At 63.8% G+C, this 16,870-nt stretch carries 14 protein-coding genes; 5 read left to right on the top strand and 9 right to left on the bottom strand.

Translation table 11 applies throughout. The features are described 5' to 3' along the window. Window positions 1-32: 32 nt before the first annotated feature. Window positions 33-632: an HNH endonuclease gene (locus ISS99_RS22125; protein WP_204633754.1), complete on the bottom strand. Its 600-nt coding sequence runs from the start codon at window positions 630-632 to the stop codon at window positions 33-35. A gap of 257 nt (window positions 633-889) precedes the next feature. Between ISS99_RS22125 and ISS99_RS22120 the strand changes: the two genes are divergently transcribed. After that, window positions 890-1,651, top strand: coding sequence for a SapC family protein (locus ISS99_RS22120; RefSeq protein WP_204633753.1), 762 nt, complete (start codon window positions 890-892; stop codon window positions 1,649-1,651). Between the two features lie 93 nt (window positions 1,652-1,744). Here ISS99_RS22120 and ISS99_RS22115 read toward each other — a convergent pair whose 3' ends face one another. The 6 genes from ISS99_RS22115 to ISS99_RS22090 form a co-directional block, all read right to left on the bottom strand. Continuing rightward, window positions 1,745-2,212 (bottom strand): c-type cytochrome, encoded by a 468-nt coding sequence (locus ISS99_RS22115; RefSeq protein WP_204633752.1) that lies wholly within the window; start codon window positions 2,210-2,212, stop codon window positions 1,745-1,747. 68 nt (window positions 2,213-2,280) lie between these two features. Then, entirely contained in the window at window positions 2,281-3,861 is a 1,581-nt protein-coding gene (locus ISS99_RS22110; protein WP_204633751.1) for a flavin monoamine oxidase family protein, read from the bottom strand. A 133-nt stretch (window positions 3,862-3,994) separates the two neighbouring features. Continuing rightward, on the bottom strand, window positions 3,995-4,468 hold the full coding sequence (locus tag ISS99_RS22105; protein WP_204633750.1) for a GNAT family N-acetyltransferase: 474 nt from the start codon (window positions 4,466-4,468) through the stop codon (window positions 3,995-3,997). Window positions 4,469-4,587: 119 nt separating this feature from the next. Continuing rightward, the gene (locus tag ISS99_RS22100; protein WP_204633749.1) at window positions 4,588-6,564 is read right to left on the bottom strand and encodes a CocE/NonD family hydrolase; all 1,977 of its coding nucleotides are present in this window, start codon (window positions 6,562-6,564) and stop codon (window positions 4,588-4,590) included. A gap of 314 nt (window positions 6,565-6,878) precedes the next feature. After that, a complete protein-coding gene (locus ISS99_RS22095; protein ID WP_204633748.1) occupies window positions 6,879-8,654 on the bottom strand; it encodes an acyl-CoA dehydrogenase C-terminal domain-containing protein in 1,776 nt (591 codons plus the stop codon). Between the two features lie 35 nt (window positions 8,655-8,689). Continuing rightward, on the bottom strand, window positions 8,690-9,187 hold the full coding sequence (locus ISS99_RS22090) for a hypothetical protein (protein ID WP_204633747.1): 498 nt from the start codon (window positions 9,185-9,187) through the stop codon (window positions 8,690-8,692). A gap of 351 nt (window positions 9,188-9,538) precedes the next feature. On the opposite strand from ISS99_RS22090, the gene ISS99_RS22085 reads away from it, so the two are divergent. Next, window positions 9,539-10,006, top strand: a complete 468-nt coding sequence (locus ISS99_RS22085) for an SET domain-containing protein (protein ID WP_204633746.1) — start codon at window positions 9,539-9,541, stop codon at window positions 10,004-10,006. 50 nt (window positions 10,007-10,056) lie between these two features. On the opposite strand, the gene ISS99_RS22080 is transcribed toward ISS99_RS22085, so the two are convergent. Beyond that, window positions 10,057-10,560, bottom strand: coding sequence for a GreA/GreB family elongation factor (locus ISS99_RS22080; RefSeq protein WP_204633745.1), 504 nt, complete (start codon window positions 10,558-10,560; stop codon window positions 10,057-10,059). Window positions 10,561-10,698: 138 nt separating this feature from the next. Further along, window positions 10,699-12,738 carry an elongation factor G gene (gene fusA, locus ISS99_RS22075; RefSeq protein ID WP_204633744.1) on the bottom strand — a complete coding sequence of 680 codons (2,040 nt, stop codon included), beginning with the start codon at window positions 12,736-12,738 and terminating at the stop codon, window positions 10,699-10,701. A gap of 505 nt (window positions 12,739-13,243) precedes the next feature. Between fusA and ISS99_RS22070 the strand changes: the two genes are divergently transcribed. The 3 genes from ISS99_RS22070 to ISS99_RS22060 all read left to right on the top strand — a co-directional run bounded on the left by ISS99_RS22070 (window position 13,244) and on the right by ISS99_RS22060 (window position 16,757). Then, complete coding sequence (locus ISS99_RS22070; RefSeq protein WP_284343649.1) at window positions 13,244-14,290, top strand: hypothetical protein; 1,047 nt, start codon at window positions 13,244-13,246, stop codon at window positions 14,288-14,290. Window positions 14,291-14,384: 94 nt separating this feature from the next. Further along, entirely contained in the window at window positions 14,385-16,334 is a 1,950-nt protein-coding gene (locus ISS99_RS22065; protein WP_204633743.1) for a hypothetical protein, read from the top strand. 36 nt (window positions 16,335-16,370) lie between these two features. Continuing rightward, window positions 16,371-16,757 (top strand): hypothetical protein, encoded by a 387-nt coding sequence (locus ISS99_RS22060; RefSeq protein ID WP_204633742.1) that lies wholly within the window; start codon window positions 16,371-16,373, stop codon window positions 16,755-16,757. The last annotated feature ends 113 nt before the right edge of the window (window positions 16,758-16,870 follow it).

Below are 16,870 nucleotides of genomic sequence, written 5' to 3'. Positions count from 1 at the left end.
GGTCAAGCGCCACTCAGCTTGGCGCGACGGCCTTACGCCAGGGCTTCGCGCCGGTGCCGAGGCAGGTGGCTGACCAGGAACTCCATCTGGTCGGCCAGGATATTGCGATTGGAAAGGATCAGGTGCTCCACCCAGCTCGGCCGGTATGGCACGGCCAGCAACGGCATGTGGGCCTCCTGCGGGGTGCGGTTGGCCTTCCTCAGGTTGCAGGCAAGGCAGGCGCTGACCACGTTTTCCCAGTCGTCGCGGCCGTGCTTGGAAATCGGCAGCACGTGGTCGCGGGTCAGCTCGCCCCGGCTGAAGCGCTCGCCGCAATACATGCACAGATAACGATCGCGCCCGAAAAGGGCGCTGTTGGTGAGGGCGGGGGCGGGGTCGATGGCATGGTCGCGGCAATGGCCGGTACTGGCCACGATAGGGTGCAACTGGATCTGGCTCTGCCGGCCCAGGTCGCGATTGTGGCCGCCGTGCACGGTGAGGCAGGGGTCGCCCAGGGTCCAGGCCACGGCCTCCCTCACGTAGAGGCATACGGCATCCTGCCAACTGATCCAGTCGAGGATCCTGCCGGCGGCGTCCAGCGACAGCACGCGGGTCGAGTTGAGATCGGCCAGCTTTGGCACTTCCATCAGCATGCGTTCCGTCCTTCACCTAGGTAGCGAAAGGAGCGCCCATCCATGCAACGGTGCTCGGTTTGACCGCAGCATAGACCAACTTGATTGCAAAACGCATGCAAAATCCAGCCCTTACCTGTCAAAAAGATCAGGTTTTGGCCGATTCCCCCCGGGAACCCGGCGCTGATATAGTGACTATTCATCTGTAGACCCGACGCCGGGTTTGGGAGGGGAAGCCTGGGTGGCGACCCCGGCACGGCGGGGCAGAGGAAAGCAACGTGGCTGAAGTACTTTTCTACGAGCGTCCGGTTCCGCTCAATCGCAATGCACACAAGGACCTGCGCATCAAGGGCGTGCAGAACCTCAAGTTCGCACACGGCGCGCACTCTGTGCCGCTGACGTGCACCGAGTTTCCCATCGCCGCCCGCGATATCCCGATCCTGTTCGCCGGCGCTGACGTGTCCAACGTCGGTCCGATGGCGCTGCTGGGTCTGCGCCAGAGCGAGAACCTGTTCCTGGACAACGACGGCTATTGGGAGCGTGGTGTTTACGTTCCGGCGTTCGTGCGTCGCTATCCGTTCGTGTTGGCCGAAAAGCCCAAGGGCATGGAAGGCGACGATTTCACCGTCTTCCTCGACGAAGGCTACGAAGGTTTCAGCAACACCGAAGGCGAGCGCCTGTTCAAGGAAGACGGTACCGATTCGGACATCCTGAAGAACGCCGTCAGCTTCCTCGGCGAATTCCAGCAGCACGTGGCCCGTACCCGCCAGTTCGTGGAAGACCTGGTCAAGCACGACCTGCTCGAAGCCCGCAACATCCAGCTGCAGCGCAACGGCAACGCTCTGAACCTCAATGGCCTGTTCGTGGTCAGCGAGGAAAAGTTGCGCAACCTCGACGCCGAGACCGCGCATCGCTTCCTGCTGGACGGCACCATGGGCTGGATCTTTGCCCATCTGCTGTCGCTGCAGAACATCGACCGCGTCAGTGAGCGTCTGGCCAAGCGCGAAGACGCCGAAGCGGGCAACACGACCAAGAACTGATCGCTTTTGCAGCGATCGGAAAAAAGCCGCCCGTTGGGGCGGCTTTTTTTGTCCTGCGGCGACGGATGCCTGCGTATCGTCGCTGCTCGCCGTCTACGTTCCGGGTTTGGACGCCTTGTCCTGCGGATGCATCGCTGCCACCTCGGCAGCGCTGATGTCGTCGCCGTAATGATTGCCAAAATGCGTGCGTACGTAGTGGATGACCTCGGCGATCTGCGCATCGCTGAGCTGGGCGTCCTGGAAGAAATGGTGCGGCGTTTCCGGCTTGCTCTCGAACGAGGGCATGTCGTGGCGACCGAACAGAACCACTGCGGCCACGTATTGCGGCGAAGCCAGCCTGGGGTCGCCGGCGAGTGCCGGATAGGTGCCGGCGCCCGTCGAGCCTTTCGCATCCGGCATGTGGCATCCCTGGCAGATGCTGTGGAAGATTTGCTCGCCGTTGGCCGCCTTGAGGGTGGCGGGCGTGTAGAGAGCGTTGTCGGAGGACTGGGCGCGGGCGGTCGTGGCGCATCCCGCGCCGATGCTGATCACACCGGCGAGCATGGCGAGGAAGCGCTTCATTGAGCATCGGCTCCTCCTGCAAGCATGCGAACGGGCAGGTTGCGGCAATCGGCTGCGCGGCAAAAAATTCATCCCGCAACTCCCGCCATCACGCGTTGATGCAAGCGCTCCACCGCATCCAGCGCGGACGTCACCGCTCCTTCCTGCCATGCGGGCAAATACGACACGTGTTCGCCGGCCAGCGCGATGCGTCTGTCGATCTGGCACAAGTTGTCGTAATGCTTTGCACGCAATGCTTCCGACCAGGAGGCGAAACATCCCATGGTGAACGGCGAGCGATGCCAGGCCACGGCCACGCCGTTGTCGAATTCCGTTTTGTATTGCGGATGGATCTGGCTGCCGTATTCCACCGCGCGGCGGATGCGTTCGTCCGGCGACATGGCGGTGAATTCGTAGGCGTCCAGGCCCCAGATATAGGCGCCGAGCAGTACGCCTTTGCCGCGGCTGTTGAAGTCGTTGCTGGGATAGCTGATGGTGTTGATCGGCAGGTCGGTGGCGGTGAGTCCGCCGTAGATGTCTTCGTCTTCCTCCCAGAAGCGGCGCTTGAATTGCAGGCCGACTTTTACGGTGGCTGCATAGGGCACGGCACCGATCGCGGCGGCCATCGGTGCACCGACGTTGATCGGGATCTGGCTGAGAATGGATAACGGAATGGTGCAGATGCACCAGTCCGCACGTGCTTGCCGCACGGCGCCGGGATGTCGCGCGTCCACGTAACTGGCCGTGACGCCGCGCTCGTCCTGCTGGATGGCCGTGACCTTGGCGTTGTAATGAATCAGTCCCTTCAGCTCGCGGCCGAATGCCTCGCCGATGCGTCCCATGCCGCCTACGGGCTGAAACAGCGTGGTCTGGAATTCGTAGATTTCGCCTTCGGTGAGGCTGCGCCACAGGCGCGAATCCAGCACGTCGTGCAGTTGCAGCGGTTGCGAATCGATCGGTCGTGCGGACAGTCCGCCACCAGGCGGCTTGTCATAGCCGCGCCGGTTGCTGACATCGGGCCCCTTCGCGTAGGCGTATTTGTCGTCGAGCGCGCCCCAGCCGCGCAGCGATTCCAACAGTTGCGCCTGATCGTCTTTGCTGACCTGCGCATCCAGCTTGCCTTGCTGCGTCGCCTTGGCCAGCAATTCCGCCACGTGGCCGCGGTAGTCCGCGTTGATGGCGCGATAGCGTTGAGGTTTTCCGCCGAAGGCTTTGGCGCCGTGCAAATAGGCGTTGTGGTTGATCTGCACGAAGGGTTCGAGCGGCACGCCGAGTTTCTTGCAGTAATCGAGCAGACCGCGGTGGTGGTAAGGAATGCGCCACGGCCCCGGGTTGAAGTACAAGCCGCGATCGAACCGGCAGTGCTGGGTGTAGCCGCCCATTTCGGTATAGGTGTCGCCGCCGCGCAGGGTCCAGTTGCGTCCGCCCGGGCGCGGGTTGTATTCCAGCAATTGCACCCGGTAACCGGCCTGGCGCAATTCATAGGCGGCAACCATGCCGGCCAGCCCGGCACCGAGTATCAATACCGAAGCGCCGTGCGGCGCGCCCTGCAATTTCGGCGTGCCTTTGTAGGGCGATTCGGCGGCCAGGCCCAGGCTGCTCATGGCCTGGTACATGGCGGCACCGCCCGCACTCAGGCCGATGACACGCAACAGATCGCGGCGCGTCATCGACGATCGTGGTCCTTCCTCTTGCATGATTGCCCCTTCCCGACTCAAGCGATCAGCACATCGCATTCGGGGGCGCTACAACAGTGACATAAGACATGGCTGCCGCATTGAATCCATTCCACCGGATGGGAATTCAATGCGTCGGCTTGGCCAGCCGCATCAGATCCACGCTGTATCCCGCCGCCTCATACAGTGCCCGTGCGCGCTCGTTGCCCGGAAACACCGCAAGCGTCACCAGTTGGCATTGGTGCTCGCGCGCCCACGTTTCGGCGTGTGCGATCAGCGCCTTGCCCACACCCTGACCTTCGTGGCGCGGTACCACGGCGAGATCGGAGATGTGGCAGTTGGCGCGGCTGGTGAAATAGTCCTGGGTTTTCTGCAGATGCACGAAGCCCACGCGCTCGCCTGCGCCGTTTTCGGCGACGAATACATAGCTGTTGGAGGGCTGTTCGTCCAGATGGCGACCGAGGTCCTTGCGGATGCCTTCGATGCATTCGTGCCGCTTGCGCCAGGCAGGCAAAGTGAAGTCGACGAATCGGGGAACCAGACCGAGGATGAAGTCGTCGTCATCCTCGGCCAGGCGGATGTGAAAATTGTTGTCGCTCATGCGTCGGCCGGTCAGTAAGAACGGGAACGGATGGCTTCGGTTCTACACCCAAGACGGCGCAGGTGGAAGTACCAAAAGCGTGGATGCCCTGCCCCTGGGTACAGGGGCAGGGCATCGCATCAGTCGCCGATCACCGGCAGCGAGATATAGCTGGCCTCGTCCGCCGAGTGATAAATGCGCTGCGTCGCCTTTTTGTAATCGGCCGGCTTGGCCCAGAAGATGTTCGGCACGAAGGTTTGCGGATTGCGGTCGTAGAGCGGGAACCAGCTCGATTGCACCTGCACCATCACGCGATGCCCGGGCAGAAAGACGTGATTGGCATTGGGCAGATCGAAGCGATAGGTCAGCGGCTGATTGGCGGCGAGCGGTTTGGGGTTGTCGTAGCCTTCGCGATAACGGCCGCGGAAAATATCCATCGCCACGGCGAGCTGATAGCCGCCCATCTCGGGTTGTTCTGCCACCTGGTCCGGATAGACGTCGATCAGTTTCACCACCCAGTCGCTGTCGGTGCCGCTGGTCGATGCCACCAGGTGCACGATCGGTGCGCCGGCAATGGTCAGCGGTTGGGTCAGTACGTCAGAAACATAGGTCACCACATCGGTACGGCCTGACGCCTCGCGTTGATCGTCCACCAGCCACTCCGACCAGGTGAGGCCGTTGTCGTAACCCATGGGCTGGATCGGGCGAGCGCGGAACGGTACCGGATGCGCGGGATCGGAGACGTATTCGTCGAAACCCGCACCGGCACCGGGCGCGCTGAAACCGAGCTTGTTGTCGGCTTCGAGATAAAGCGGACGGCTTTTGCTGGCGCAACCCTGTTCGCAGGCGAGCGGCCAATGGTCCAGGCGTTGCCACTGGTTGGTGCCGGTCTGGTAGGCGGTGACCGGTGCGAGGTCGGCCTTGGGCGCGCCATCCTTCAGATACTGCGCAAGATACGGCCGCAGAATGTGCTCGCGAAAATATTTGCCGGTATCGCTGCCGAACTGGATCGCGCCGAGCGAACTGGCGTCTTCGATCTCCTGACCGTGATGCCACGGCCCCATCACCAGTTTCACCATGTTGCCACTGGTGTCCTTGGGCTTGATCGCGCGGTACACGGCCAGCGCGCCGTAGATGTCTTCCTGGTCCCACAGGCTGTGCACCAGCATCGTGGGCACTTTCAGCGGCTGCGCGGCCAGCACCTTGTCCACCGCCTGCTCGCTCCAGAACGAGTCGTAGGCGGGATGCGCCAGCATCTTGTTCCAGAAGCCGAGCTGTTCCATGCCGTACGCGCGGCCCAGTTCGCCGGCGGAGACGTAGTGCATGAACAGGTCGTATTCGTCGTGATAGCTGGTCCACCACTTGTAGGAGTTGTCGCGGCTGGCGCTCTGCTCATAGATGTAAGACATGTTCTGCTGGCGGAACGCGCCGTGGTGGAACCAGTCGTCGCCCATCCAGCCGTCCACCATCGGGTTCATCGGCACGGCGACTTTCAACGCCGGATGCGGATGGATCATGGACATCAGCGGCTCGAAGCCGTCATAGGAAATGCCGATGGTGCCGACCTTGCCGTTCGACTCGGAAACGTTTTTCACCAGCCAGTCGATGGTGTCGTAGGTATCGGTGGCATCGTCGACCGGCGTGGGATTGAGCGGGCCGTGAATCGGCCGGTTCATCACGTAATCGCCTTCGGAGCCGTATTTGCCGCGGATATCCTGGATCACGCGGATGTAATGATCCTCCACGATCACGTCGGTGGCGTTGTCGTAGCCTTCCAGCATCGGGCCGAGATGGCCGCTCATGACGTGATGGGTCAATTCTTTCGCGCTATAGGGCGTGCGCGTCAGCACCATGCCTGCGTGGGTGACGCCCTTGGGAATCAGGATCACCGTGTAGAGCTTCACGCCGTCGCGCATCGGAATCATTACGTCGCGCTCGACGTAGTCGTAGCTGCTGGTGACCGGCGTGAACTGCGCGGGGGTTTCGCTGGGGTAGTTGGGGTATTGCGGTGGCGGTGCCCCGTCGGTGGCTAGTGCGGCACCGCTCAGGCTGAGCAGCAGGGCAAGCGTTGCGGGCTTGAATGCGCGCAACGTCATCGCGACACGATTCGACATCATGGTGACTCCCCGGTGGATATGCATCCCTAGCCTAGCCTTTAAATCATCGATCGGGCACGTGGGAGTGCCGAAAGGCCTACTGGGTTCCGGGGAAATTTCCAATTCCTGTGAGTGGTTGGTGACGCGTTCACGCTCCTACGGAGCGATGGACAGTCCCCTCTCCCCTCCAGGGAGAGGGAGCTGATGCGCTTCACAACAGCGAAGCTGGTCAATGATGACGGGGCAAGATGTCGCCGTCAGATAAAAAGAGTGTCTCTTGGGCGCACAAAAAACGCCCGGATTGGCCGGGCGTTTTTTGCCGTGCAAGTGACCGCTTACGCAATCGCCGGCAAAGTCTCCACGCCCGCTTCGATCGCTGCCTTGTGCAAGTGAATGCGCGGCAGGATGCGTGCGAAGTAGAACGCGGCGGTGTCGCGTTTGGCCTGCTTGAACCCAGCCTGCTGCGCACTCTTTTCTGCGGCGGCCACCGCCTTCGCCCAGAAATAGGCGAGGGTGATGTAGCCGCTGTAGTAGAGGTAGTCGTTGGCGGCAGCACCCAGCTCTTCCGGATTGCTCTGGACGCGCTGTGCGAGCTTGAGCGTCAGCTCGCCCCACTCTTTGGCGAGTGCGCCGAGCTGGCCGACATACGGACGCAGTGCTTCGTCCGCCGCGTGCTGCTTGCAGAAGGCGCCGATCTCGCCGAGGAAATGCTGCAGGCCCACACCCTTGAGCTGGAGAATCTTGCGGCCGAGCAGGTCGGCCGCCTGGATGCCGGTGGTGCCTTCATACAGCGTGATGATGCGGGCGTCGCGCACGAACTGCTCCACGCCGTTTTCCACGATGAAACCGTGGCCGCCGTAGATCTGCAGTGCTTCCTTGGTGCACTCCTGGGCCAGTTCGGTCACCACGCCCTTGGCGATCGGGATCAGGAAGGCGAGCAGTTCGCCGGCCTTCTGGCGCGAGGCTTCGTCGGTGCCGCGTGCCTCGATGTCGGTCTGTAATGCGGCGTACATGATCAAGGCGCGCGAACCTTCCACGAAAGCGCGCTGAGTCAGCAGCATGCGGCGTACGTCCGGCTGCACCAGCAGATTGTCGGCCGGCTTGTCCGGGAATTTCGGACCGGACAGCGAGCGCGACTGCAGGCGCTCGCGCGCATAGTTGAGGCTGTTTTGCAGCGCGCGCTCGGACAGCGCCAGACCTTGCAGTCCCACCGACAGGCGAGCGGCATTCATCATGGTGAACATCGCTGCCAGGCCCTTGTGCGGCTGGCCGATCAGAACACCTTCGGCTTCATCGAAATTCATCACGCAGGTGGCCGAGCCGCGTATGCCCATCTTGTGCTCGATCGCACCCGGATAAGCATTGTTGCGCTCGCCCAGCGAACCATCCGCGTTCACCTTGAACTTGGGCACGATGAACATGGAGATGCCGCGGCTGCCGGCTGGAGCGTCGGGCAGGCGCGCCAGCACCAGGTGAATGATGTTCTCGGCCAGGTCGTGATCGCCGGCGCTGATGAAGATCTTGGTGCCGCTGATCTTGTAGCTGCCATTCGCGCCGGGTTCTGCACGCGTCTTGAGCAGGCCCAGGTCCGAGCCGGCCTGCGGTTCGGTCAGGCACATGGTGCCGGTCCACTGGCCGGCCACGATGGGCTTGAGGTAGGTGTGCCGCTGATCGTCCGTGCCGTGCAGTTCCAGGGCGTGGCAGGCGCCCTCGGAGAGCAGCGGATAAAGGCTCCACGACAGGTTGCCCGACTGGAACATTTCGGAGGTGGCGATGCCCATCACCGACGGCAGCGCCTGGCCGCCGAATTCCTCCGCCATGGTGAGACCGGCCCAGCCGCCTTCGGAGAACGCGCGGAAGGCTTCCTTGAAGCCTTTTGGCGTGGTCACCGCACGGGCGGCCTTGTCGAAGCGGCAGCCTTCTTCATCGCCCGGCGCGTTGGTAGGCGCCAGCACCTGTTCGCTCAGCTTGCCGGCTTCTTCCAGCACTGCGTCGAGCAGGTCGCGGGTGTGTCCTTCGCCGCCCTGCAACTGGGTCAGCACGGCTTCGGCGCCGAGTACATCGAAAAGGGCAAAGCGCTGGTCGTCGAGCGGTGCCTTGTAGAGCGTCATGGCGTAAATCCTTGGTGGCGATTGCGGTCAGGCGGTCAGCGGTACGTGTTGGCGATGCCGGGTACCGGCGACAGGAAGTCGCTGTGGGTGAAGGGGAAGTCGCGCGGATTCTTGTTGTCCGGGTGGTCTTCCAGATTGGGGGTGCAGTGCACGATGCCCTTGATGGTGTAGGCCAATGAGCCCGCACTACCCTTGGCGGCGACGGCCTTGAGCGCGTCGCTCATCGCCTGCGTAGGCAGCACGCTGACCTGCAGCACGTCGCCGGCGAAGGACGGTATGCCCAGATCGAACTTGGCGTGCAGGCGCACCGGAATGCCTTGTGCAACTTGCAGCTCGCCCTCGATCGACTGGTAGTCCATGCCGGTGTAGCTGTTGTTCTGGAAGCGCACAGTCAGCTCCCAGGTGCCATCCGGCTGCACGCGCATCTGCTGCAGGGTGAGGGTGGGCGGGAACACGCTCTGGCGCTGCGGTCCGCACGCGGCCAGCAGGCAAACCAGCAGGACGATGGCCAATCCGTGGAGCAGTCGTTTCATGGAATCACCTCAAACGATTGTTTGAATATAGCAGGGAAAGGGAAGGGTGGAATGGGGTGGCGCAACACCCCAAACGTTTGAAACCCGGATGGTTATACAGCCTGGCATGCGTGTAGACAGGCACCGGGTGCTCCCTTCCCTGCGACGCAAAGCTAGTCCCGTGGGACGAAGTGGGGGGCGTTGTGATGGGGCGCGTTCTTGCTCCAAGAGCAGGGGGAGCGAGCAAATCGATCAGTCGCTGAGATTCGACACCGCCCAGATGCACGCAAGGAACGGAGCCAAGCGCACGATTCCCAATGTCACCCGGAGCAGGCATCATTGGAGATTGCGTCCCTTGATTCCCGGTAACCCATGACCCGTCGTATCGCCGCTCGCCGCTCTCCCATCCACGGCAATGGTGTGTTTGCCGTCGCTCCGCTCAAGAAGGGCGAGGAAATCATCCAGTACAAGGGCACCCTGATGACCCACGACGAAGCCGACGTGATGTACGGCGACGGTGGCGAGACGGGGCACACCTTCCTGTTCACGCTCAATGACGACTACATCATCGATGCGAACCGCAAGGGCAATATCGCGCGCTGGATCAACCACAGCTGCGATCCCAATTGCGAAGCGCTGGTCGAGGAAAACGAAACCGGCAATCCGCGCAAGGACAAGGTGCTGATCCAGGCCAGGCGCAACATTAAGCCGGGCGAAGAGCTCACCTACGATTACGGCATCGTGCTCGAGGTGCCGCACACGGCGCGCCTGAAGAAGCTGTGGAAGTGCCTGTGCGGTTCGCCCAAGTGCACCGGTACGCTGCTCAAGCCCAAGCGCTGATCGGCGACACCAGTCCCCTGCTTCTAGTGCTAACAAGCCCTAGCAGGGGGCTACTGGGCGGGGTAATCGATCTGCAGCACCTCGATGACCACGTCCCCGGCCGGCCGCCGCCAGCGCACTTCATCGCCCACGCGCGCCCCCAGCAGGGCCTTGGCCAGCGGGGAAACATAACTCACCAATCCGTGCTCGGCATCGGCCTCGTCTTCGCCGACGATTTGCCAGCGCCGCTCGCCCTCGGTACCGCCAACGGTAACCAGGGCGCCGAATGCCACGCGGTCGCGCGGTTGTTTGGAAAGATCCATTTCGATGGCGCTGTCGACTCTCGCGGTGAGCCAGCGCAGCTTGCGCTCCAGCGCTGCGAGTTCCTGCCGCTGGTCCAATGTCTGGTCCTCGCCGGCTTGCAGCTCATCGCGCCGTTCCCGGGTTTGGGCAAGTCGCTCGCGCAGTATCGCAATGCCGCGTGGCGTGACGTGGTTGGGGTGTTCGCTCAGCGGTAGCTCGGGCAATGCGTCGTGGGCATCGCCGTCGTGATCTTTGACGAAGGCGCGACTCATGCGGCCCTCCGTAGGTGGTGTCGATAGTGTTGTCGAAACCCTGATGGCTCGCGCCAGGAGGGGAAATGCAGGTTCGACGTGCAAGGGCGACCGGGCGGCTGTTGCGTCGCCCGGCCGTTCCAATGGGCGAATCAGCGGTCAGTCTTCTTCCAGTTTCGGTTTCCAGGCATCGCTGAGTTGCCGCTGCACCGGTGGCGGAACCGGTTCGTAGTGACTCAGGTCGAGGCTGTAGCGGCCCTGGCCGCCCGTCATGGCTTTCAGTTCGGTGGGATAGTCGGTGAGTTCTGCCAAGGGCGCCTGAGCCTTGATCACCAGTTCGCCGCCGCGCTTGGCATCGGTGCCCATGATGCGTGCGCGCTTGCCGGCCAGGCCGCCGGTGACGTCGCCGACGTTGTCTTCCGGAATCGATACCTCGACGTCGACGATCGGCTCCAGCACGATCGGATGGGCTTTGCTGATCGCATCCAGAAAGGCCTTCTTGCCGGCACTGACAAAGGCCACCTCCTTCGAATCGACCGGATGGTATTTGCCGTCGAACACGGTTACGCGCAGGTCTTGCAGCGGGTAGCCGGCCACCGCACCGTTCTCCATCGCCTGGCGCACGCCTTTCTCGATCGCCGGCAGGAACTGGCCGGGAATCACCCCGCCCTTGATCGCGTCGACGAACTCAAAACCGGCGCCGCGCTCGAGCGGGTCCACGCGCAGGAACACTTCGCCGAACTGTCCGGCGCCGCCGGTCTGCTTCTTGTGCCGGTGATGTCCTTCGGCGGAACCGGCGATGGTTTCGCGATACGCAATGCGCGGCGGATGGGTGACCACTTCCACGCCGTAACGGTCTTTCATGCGCTCCAGCACGATCTTCAGATGCAGGTCGGACAGGCCGCGGATCACCGTTTCATTGAGTTCCTTGTGATGCTCCATGCGGAAGCAGGGGTCTTCTTCGGTGAGCCGGGTCAGTGCCTGCGAAAGTTTCTGCTCCTGTCCCTTGTGCTTGGGCTGCAGCGCCAGCCCGAACATCGGCTGGGGGAAATGCACGGGCTCCAGGTGGATGCTGTCTTCGTCGTGCGAATCGTGCAGCACGGCATCGAAATGCAGGTCATCCACCTTGGCCACCGCGGCGATGTCGCCGGGAATGGCCTGTTCGATTTCCACGTGGCTCTTGCCGTTGAGGCGGAACAGGTGGCCGACCTTGAACGCCTTGCGGTTGTCGTCGATGTAGAGCTGGCTGTCGCGGCGGATGGTGCCTTGCCACACGCGAAACACGCCGAGCTTGCCGACGAAGGGATCGTTGATCACCTTGAACACGTCCGCGACCACGTGCGAAGCGGGATTGGGATCGACCGCGATCTGCACGTTGTCGCCGTTGCGGAACGGCGGCGGATTGGCCTCGGCCGGATTGGGCAGCAGCCGGTCGAACACATCCAGCAGCTCGCGCACGCCCGCGCCGGTGCGCGAGCTGGCGAAGCAGATTGGCACCAGGTGGCCCTCGCGCAGGCATTGCTCGAAGGCGTCGTGCAGCTGTTGCGGAGTCAGCGCGTCTTCGCCTTTGTCCAGATAATCGCCCATCGTGGTTTCGTTGATTTCCACCACCTGGTCGAGAATCTGCTGGTGCGCGTCGGCGAGTGAGGAAAAGTCGGTCTTGCCGTCGCGATGGAAAAAGCAATCGAGCACGCGGCCAGCGTTGTCGGCGGGAAGATTGATCGGCAGGCATTCCTGCCCGAATTCCTCGCGCAAGGCATCGACCAGTGCGGACAGATCCACGACTTCAGTGTCGATCTTGTTGATCACCAGCAAGCGGGCCAGACCGCGCTCCTTGGCGCGCTCCATCATGCGGCGCGTGCCGTGTTCGATGCCGTTGGCGGCGTTGACGACGATGGCGACGGTTTCCACCGCGGAAAAAGCCGACAGCGTGCCGCCGCGGAAGTCGGCGTAACCGGCGGTGTCGACCAGGTTGATGTGGCTGTCGCCGTGATCGATCCCGGCGATGCAACTGTCGATGGAGTGGCCGCGCGCTTTTTCCTGCGCGTCGGTATCCGATTGCGTGGTGCCGCGCTCTATCGATCCAAGGTTCTGGATCAGTCCGCCAGCTTGCAGCAGGGCTTCGAACAAGGTGGTCTTGCCCGTACCGGCGTGACCGGCGAGCGCGACGTTGCGGATGTTTTCCGTGTTGTAGGACACGATGCGACCCTCCTTTGGAAAGAGGCGCGGGATCGTGCTGGCAACGCATGAGGCCGCGCATTTTGGCGGGCCGTCATGGTCGTCCTTCGCGTGCGGGACGCAGGGGCGGTCATGGCGGGAGGGCGGCGCTGGGCCGCGCCCGTAGGGTTCTCCCATTGCGGGCAATGGTCAAGTTGCAGTGCGAAGACGTTAACTCAGTGTGAGTGCTGCGGGAACCTGAGGCTCGGCGAAAGGTCTGTGTGGCACTGTCCTAGGGCCTGTTAGCACTATTTTCGTGGCCCGCGCCGGGAGCTGTTTGCACGCCGACCAAGGAAGAGTGAGGGAGTGTACGTCCGTACACGACCGAGCGATGACGCAGGACGGCGGGCAAACAGACCCGGCCCGAAGAGTTGCCGTTGAGTGGCCGCCATGCGGCAGCACGCGGCACCGGCTTGGCAGCCAGCCAAGTCAGTGCCGCGCACTACCACCTGACGGCCACTCAACGACAACGCGGGCTACGAAAATAGTGCTAACAGGCCCTAGCATCTCCCCCAAGCCGTTACCCGCCGAGGACTATATCGAGCGCCCCGATCAGGTCGAACACCACCGCTGGTTTCCGCCGCCCGAGGGCAGCGACCGCGGCCTGCGTCCGTTCGACGGCCCCACGCGCGCCATGCTGCATCAGATGCGCTGGCGCAAAGCACCGCGCGATCATCGCCGCCTGTGGGCGGCCTTGGCGATCGCGCTGCTCTTGCACGCCTTTTTCCTGGCGGTGCTGTGGTACGAAATGAAACCCACGCGGCGGCAGTACCGGCCGCAGGTCGTGCAAGTGCAGACGGATAACGCCATCCAGGTGCGTTTCATCACGCGTAGCGCCGGCACGCGCACCGCACCGCCGCCGCTAGCGGTTCCGCCACCGCCGCCCGCCGCGCCGAGGCCCGCGCGCGAGCCCGTTGCGAAAAATGCCATGACGTTGCATCTGCCCGGGCCGGCTCCGATACCGGCATCGCAGCCGCAACCGGCAGTGGCTGCCTCGACGGCGCAGCCGGTGCTGTTCGACCGCACCGGGCGCATCATTCTTCCGGCGAACGCTTCCAGCGCGCCGGCTGCTCCGCAAGCCGACTACGTGCAGCGCGCGCCGCAGGGCGATACGCAGATCATGCGCGATCAGGACCCGGTCAAGTACAAGCCGACCAAGCTCGATACTTACTGGCGCAAGAGCTCCGGCAATGCCATCGACGACGCCTTGCACAAGCTGGTGGAGAAAACCACGGTGTCCAAGACCATCCAGTTGCCCAAGGGCATTCGCATTCATTGCGGCGTGTCGATTGCAGCGCTGGCCGGCGGCTGCAGTGGCGATCCGCCGCCGCCGCCGCCCTCGAACGACGGCGACGAACGATTGAACATGGCGCCGGCATCGCTGCTGAAAAATGCCAAGCCACCGCCGAAGCCCGATCTCGCCACCTGCATGGCCATCTACAAATCGGGCAAGCCGTTGCCTTACGGTTGTCCGGTCGATACGCCCGCACATGCTGCCAGCGTGCGGCAGCCGGCGGCGCCGCAACAGCCCTGACGGCGTACTTTGGGACTGATCCAGGCGCACACCGCGGGCGAAGCGGTGTGTCAAGCCATCAAGAAATGTCGCGGCGGCCATTACACTGGCGCGCATGCCTTCATTGCCACCGGACAAGCCAGCAGCCCGAACCACGCCCACGGTGGTGATCCGATCGCCTCGTGACGCGACGACCTGGGCGCTCGTCTATCGGCGGCGCACGCGTGAGCGCCCACGCGATTATCTGCTGAAGCTGGCGGGCATCATCGGCGCACTGCTGGTGCATCTGATCGTGTTGTTGGGCTCCAGCATGGGCTCGCCGTACGAATTGCCCAATCCGCCGGAGCCCAAAGGCAATGCGCTGCAAGTGCGCTTGATCACCAACAAGCCGGCACCGCCTCCGCCGCCGCCGATTCTCGGCGTACCGCCCAAGGAGCACGGTCCCCGGCATCGCGGAAACACCTCGCAAGTGGTGCATGCGACGCACGAGCCTTCCACGGCCGCTCCCGTCGCAGCTGTGACGCAACAACCGCCGGCACCGGCGCCAAAGCAACCGCCGGTCGTGGCGCAAACCAAAACCGCGGCGACGGCGGAAAAGCCGAAGCCGGTCGCGGCACCGCTGCCGCCCATCAGCTTGCCCAAGCCGTCGCCGGCGCCGCTGGTCGAGGCCAAGCCGGTCGGCGTGCCGCCGCCTCCGCTCGCGCTGCAGGCGGTACAGGCGCCGCAACCGGTGCCGCCGTCCTTCCAGCCTCAACCCGTGCGCAAGGCGCAGGCGGAAGGAACGCAACCGATGCCGCCATTGCCATCGCTCGCGCTGCCGACGCAGCCGGCGCAATCGGCACCGACTGCGACGCCACCACAGATGGCGGTCGACAAGCCTTCATTGCAGCCGGTTCCGATGCCTAACGTAGTGGCCGTGGCGCCGGCGGCAGCTCCCGCGGCACCACCGGCACCCGCGTTGCAGCCGATTCCGATGCCGGCGCAACCGGCGCCGACGGTGGATTTGCAATCATCGGCAACGCCGCTTGAAGCGCCCAGTGCACCGCGCGTCGCGCAGCAGATCGTGTCGCCGGCCGCGCTGCCGCAGCAGCAGGCGCAGCTCGCGCCCGTGCCAGTCACGCCGGTGACGGTGCCTGCGTCGAACCTCACGCCTTCGGTTCCCATGCCAGCGCTGGAGGCGCCGAAACTGGCCGCGCCGGCAGTGCCCGTGCAACCGCAACTGAGTGCGGTGCCGACGCCTTCGACATCGCCGAGCAAAACGGCCCCGTCGCCTTCGCAAGAACAATCCTCATCGGAAACGGCGTCGCCGGCCAACAACCCTGTATCGCCGAACGCACCTGCCGCTCCCGGCGAAAGCAGCGTCAGCACGGCGCCGAACGCCACCCCCGAAGGCAGCGAGACGGCCAACCCTGGGCGGCCCAATGGCGTGGCCCAGCAGGCGGAAAACAACGGCCAGGGCACCCAGCCTTCGCCAGCCATCGGTACGGGCAGTACAGCGAGCGAGCAGGGCGGCGGTACGCCGGGCACGCCCAACGGCACGTATATCCAGCTCAAGCCCCGTGGCGATACGCAGATCATGTCGCACAACACCAATCTGCCCAAATACACGCCGACGCGCTTCGACCAGTATTGGACGCCGGAAGGCGAAAGCTCGGTCGATACCGCGCTGCGCCACGCGGTGGAAAAGACCACGGTCAGTCACACCTTCAATCTTCCCAAGGGCGTGCGCATCAAGTGCGCGGTGACGCCGTTGCTGCCGTCGGCGTTGTTCGGCTGCACCAATCCCGATCCGCCGGCCGCGCCGCTGCCGCAGAAAATCTACGATCGCCTCAACCTGCCCACCGCCAATGCATCGGTGCCGAAGGTGGCGCCCGCAGCGTCTGCCACCCAGGCGTCGTCGGTGGCGCCGGTAACTTTGGACAACGATGCCGAATGTGCCGCGGCGCGTATCAGTGGCGGCCCGATGCCGCCCAGTTGTCCGCCATCGCCGGAGCAGGCCAAGCCGGTGCGCCTGCCGTCATCCGCGCCGGGGTCGTGGGTACCGGCGAGCGACCAGTTCCATTGAACGTATGGGCAACGTGGACAAGGACCGTGAACGACTATGCGAACACGCCTGCAAACCAGGCACGCGATGCTTTGCGCGGGCTTCCTGCTGCTAGCTGGGCCGCAAGCCGCTTTCGCTGCCGATGAAGGCGTCTGTACCGGCAGGGTGGAGGCGCCGCAACAGTGCCGTTGGATGGCGGGCCGGGTGCAGGTAGGCAACGGCACACCGGCGATCCGCATCACGCAGCAGGGTGGCCATCGGGTTTACGCGGTCGGCCCATCGGAGCACGAATGGATGCCCGACAATCTGCGATCGCGCCTGACGCTGGACAACGCGGTGCAGGCCGATTTCCGGATTTGCCCCATCCACCGATCACAGCCCAACGGTCTACGCGAGGTTTGCGTGGACGAAGTGAAACACCTGAAGGTGATCGACCATCCCTGACCGGAGTTGGCGCGCGCTCCTGCCGGAGCGCGCGCGACTGCAACACAGCCAAAGCCGCCATTACTTAAACAACGGCGGGCGACGCACCCGCACAGCGCTGACGCGGTACACCC

The sequence above is a fragment of the Dyella mobilis genome, from assembly GCF_016904945.1.
GTDB lineage: Bacteria > Pseudomonadota > Gammaproteobacteria > Xanthomonadales > Rhodanobacteraceae > Dyella_B > Dyella_B mobilis.
The sequence above is the reverse complement of the archived record's forward strand: the minus strand, read 5'-3'. Positions and strand labels throughout refer to the sequence as shown.

Bases quoted from the DNA above. Each gene is read 5' to 3' on its own strand.
- ISS99_RS22125 (WP_204633754.1), bottom strand. From the start codon at position 632: ATGCTGATGGAAGTGCCAAAGCTGGCCGATCTCAACTCGACCCGCGTG.
- ISS99_RS22115 (WP_204633752.1), bottom strand. From the start codon at position 2,212: ATGAAGCGCTTCCTCGCCATGCTCGCCGGTGTGATCAGCATCGGCGCG.
- ISS99_RS22110 (WP_204633751.1), bottom strand. From the start codon at position 3,861: ATGACGCGCCGCGATCTGTTGCGTGTCATCGGCCTGAGTGCGGGCGGT.
- ISS99_RS22105 (WP_204633750.1), bottom strand. From the start codon at position 4,468: ATGAGCGACAACAATTTTCACATCCGCCTGGCCGAGGATGACGACGAC.
- ISS99_RS22100 (WP_204633749.1), bottom strand. From the start codon at position 6,564: ATGATGTCGAATCGTGTCGCGATGACGTTGCGCGCATTCAAGCCCGCA.
- ISS99_RS22095 (WP_204633748.1), bottom strand. From the start codon at position 8,654: ATGACGCTCTACAAGGCACCGCTCGACGACCAGCGCTTTGCCCTTTTC.
- ISS99_RS22090 (WP_204633747.1), bottom strand. From the start codon at position 9,187: ATGAAACGACTGCTCCACGGATTGGCCATCGTCCTGCTGGTTTGCCTG.
- ISS99_RS22085 (WP_204633746.1), top strand. From the start codon at position 9,539: ATGACCCGTCGTATCGCCGCTCGCCGCTCTCCCATCCACGGCAATGGT.
- ISS99_RS22080 (WP_204633745.1), bottom strand. From the start codon at position 10,560: ATGAGTCGCGCCTTCGTCAAAGATCACGACGGCGATGCCCACGACGCA.
- ISS99_RS22065 (WP_204633743.1), top strand. From the start codon at position 14,385: ATGCCTTCATTGCCACCGGACAAGCCAGCAGCCCGAACCACGCCCACG.
- ISS99_RS22060 (WP_204633742.1), top strand. From the start codon at position 16,371: ATGCGAACACGCCTGCAAACCAGGCACGCGATGCTTTGCGCGGGCTTC.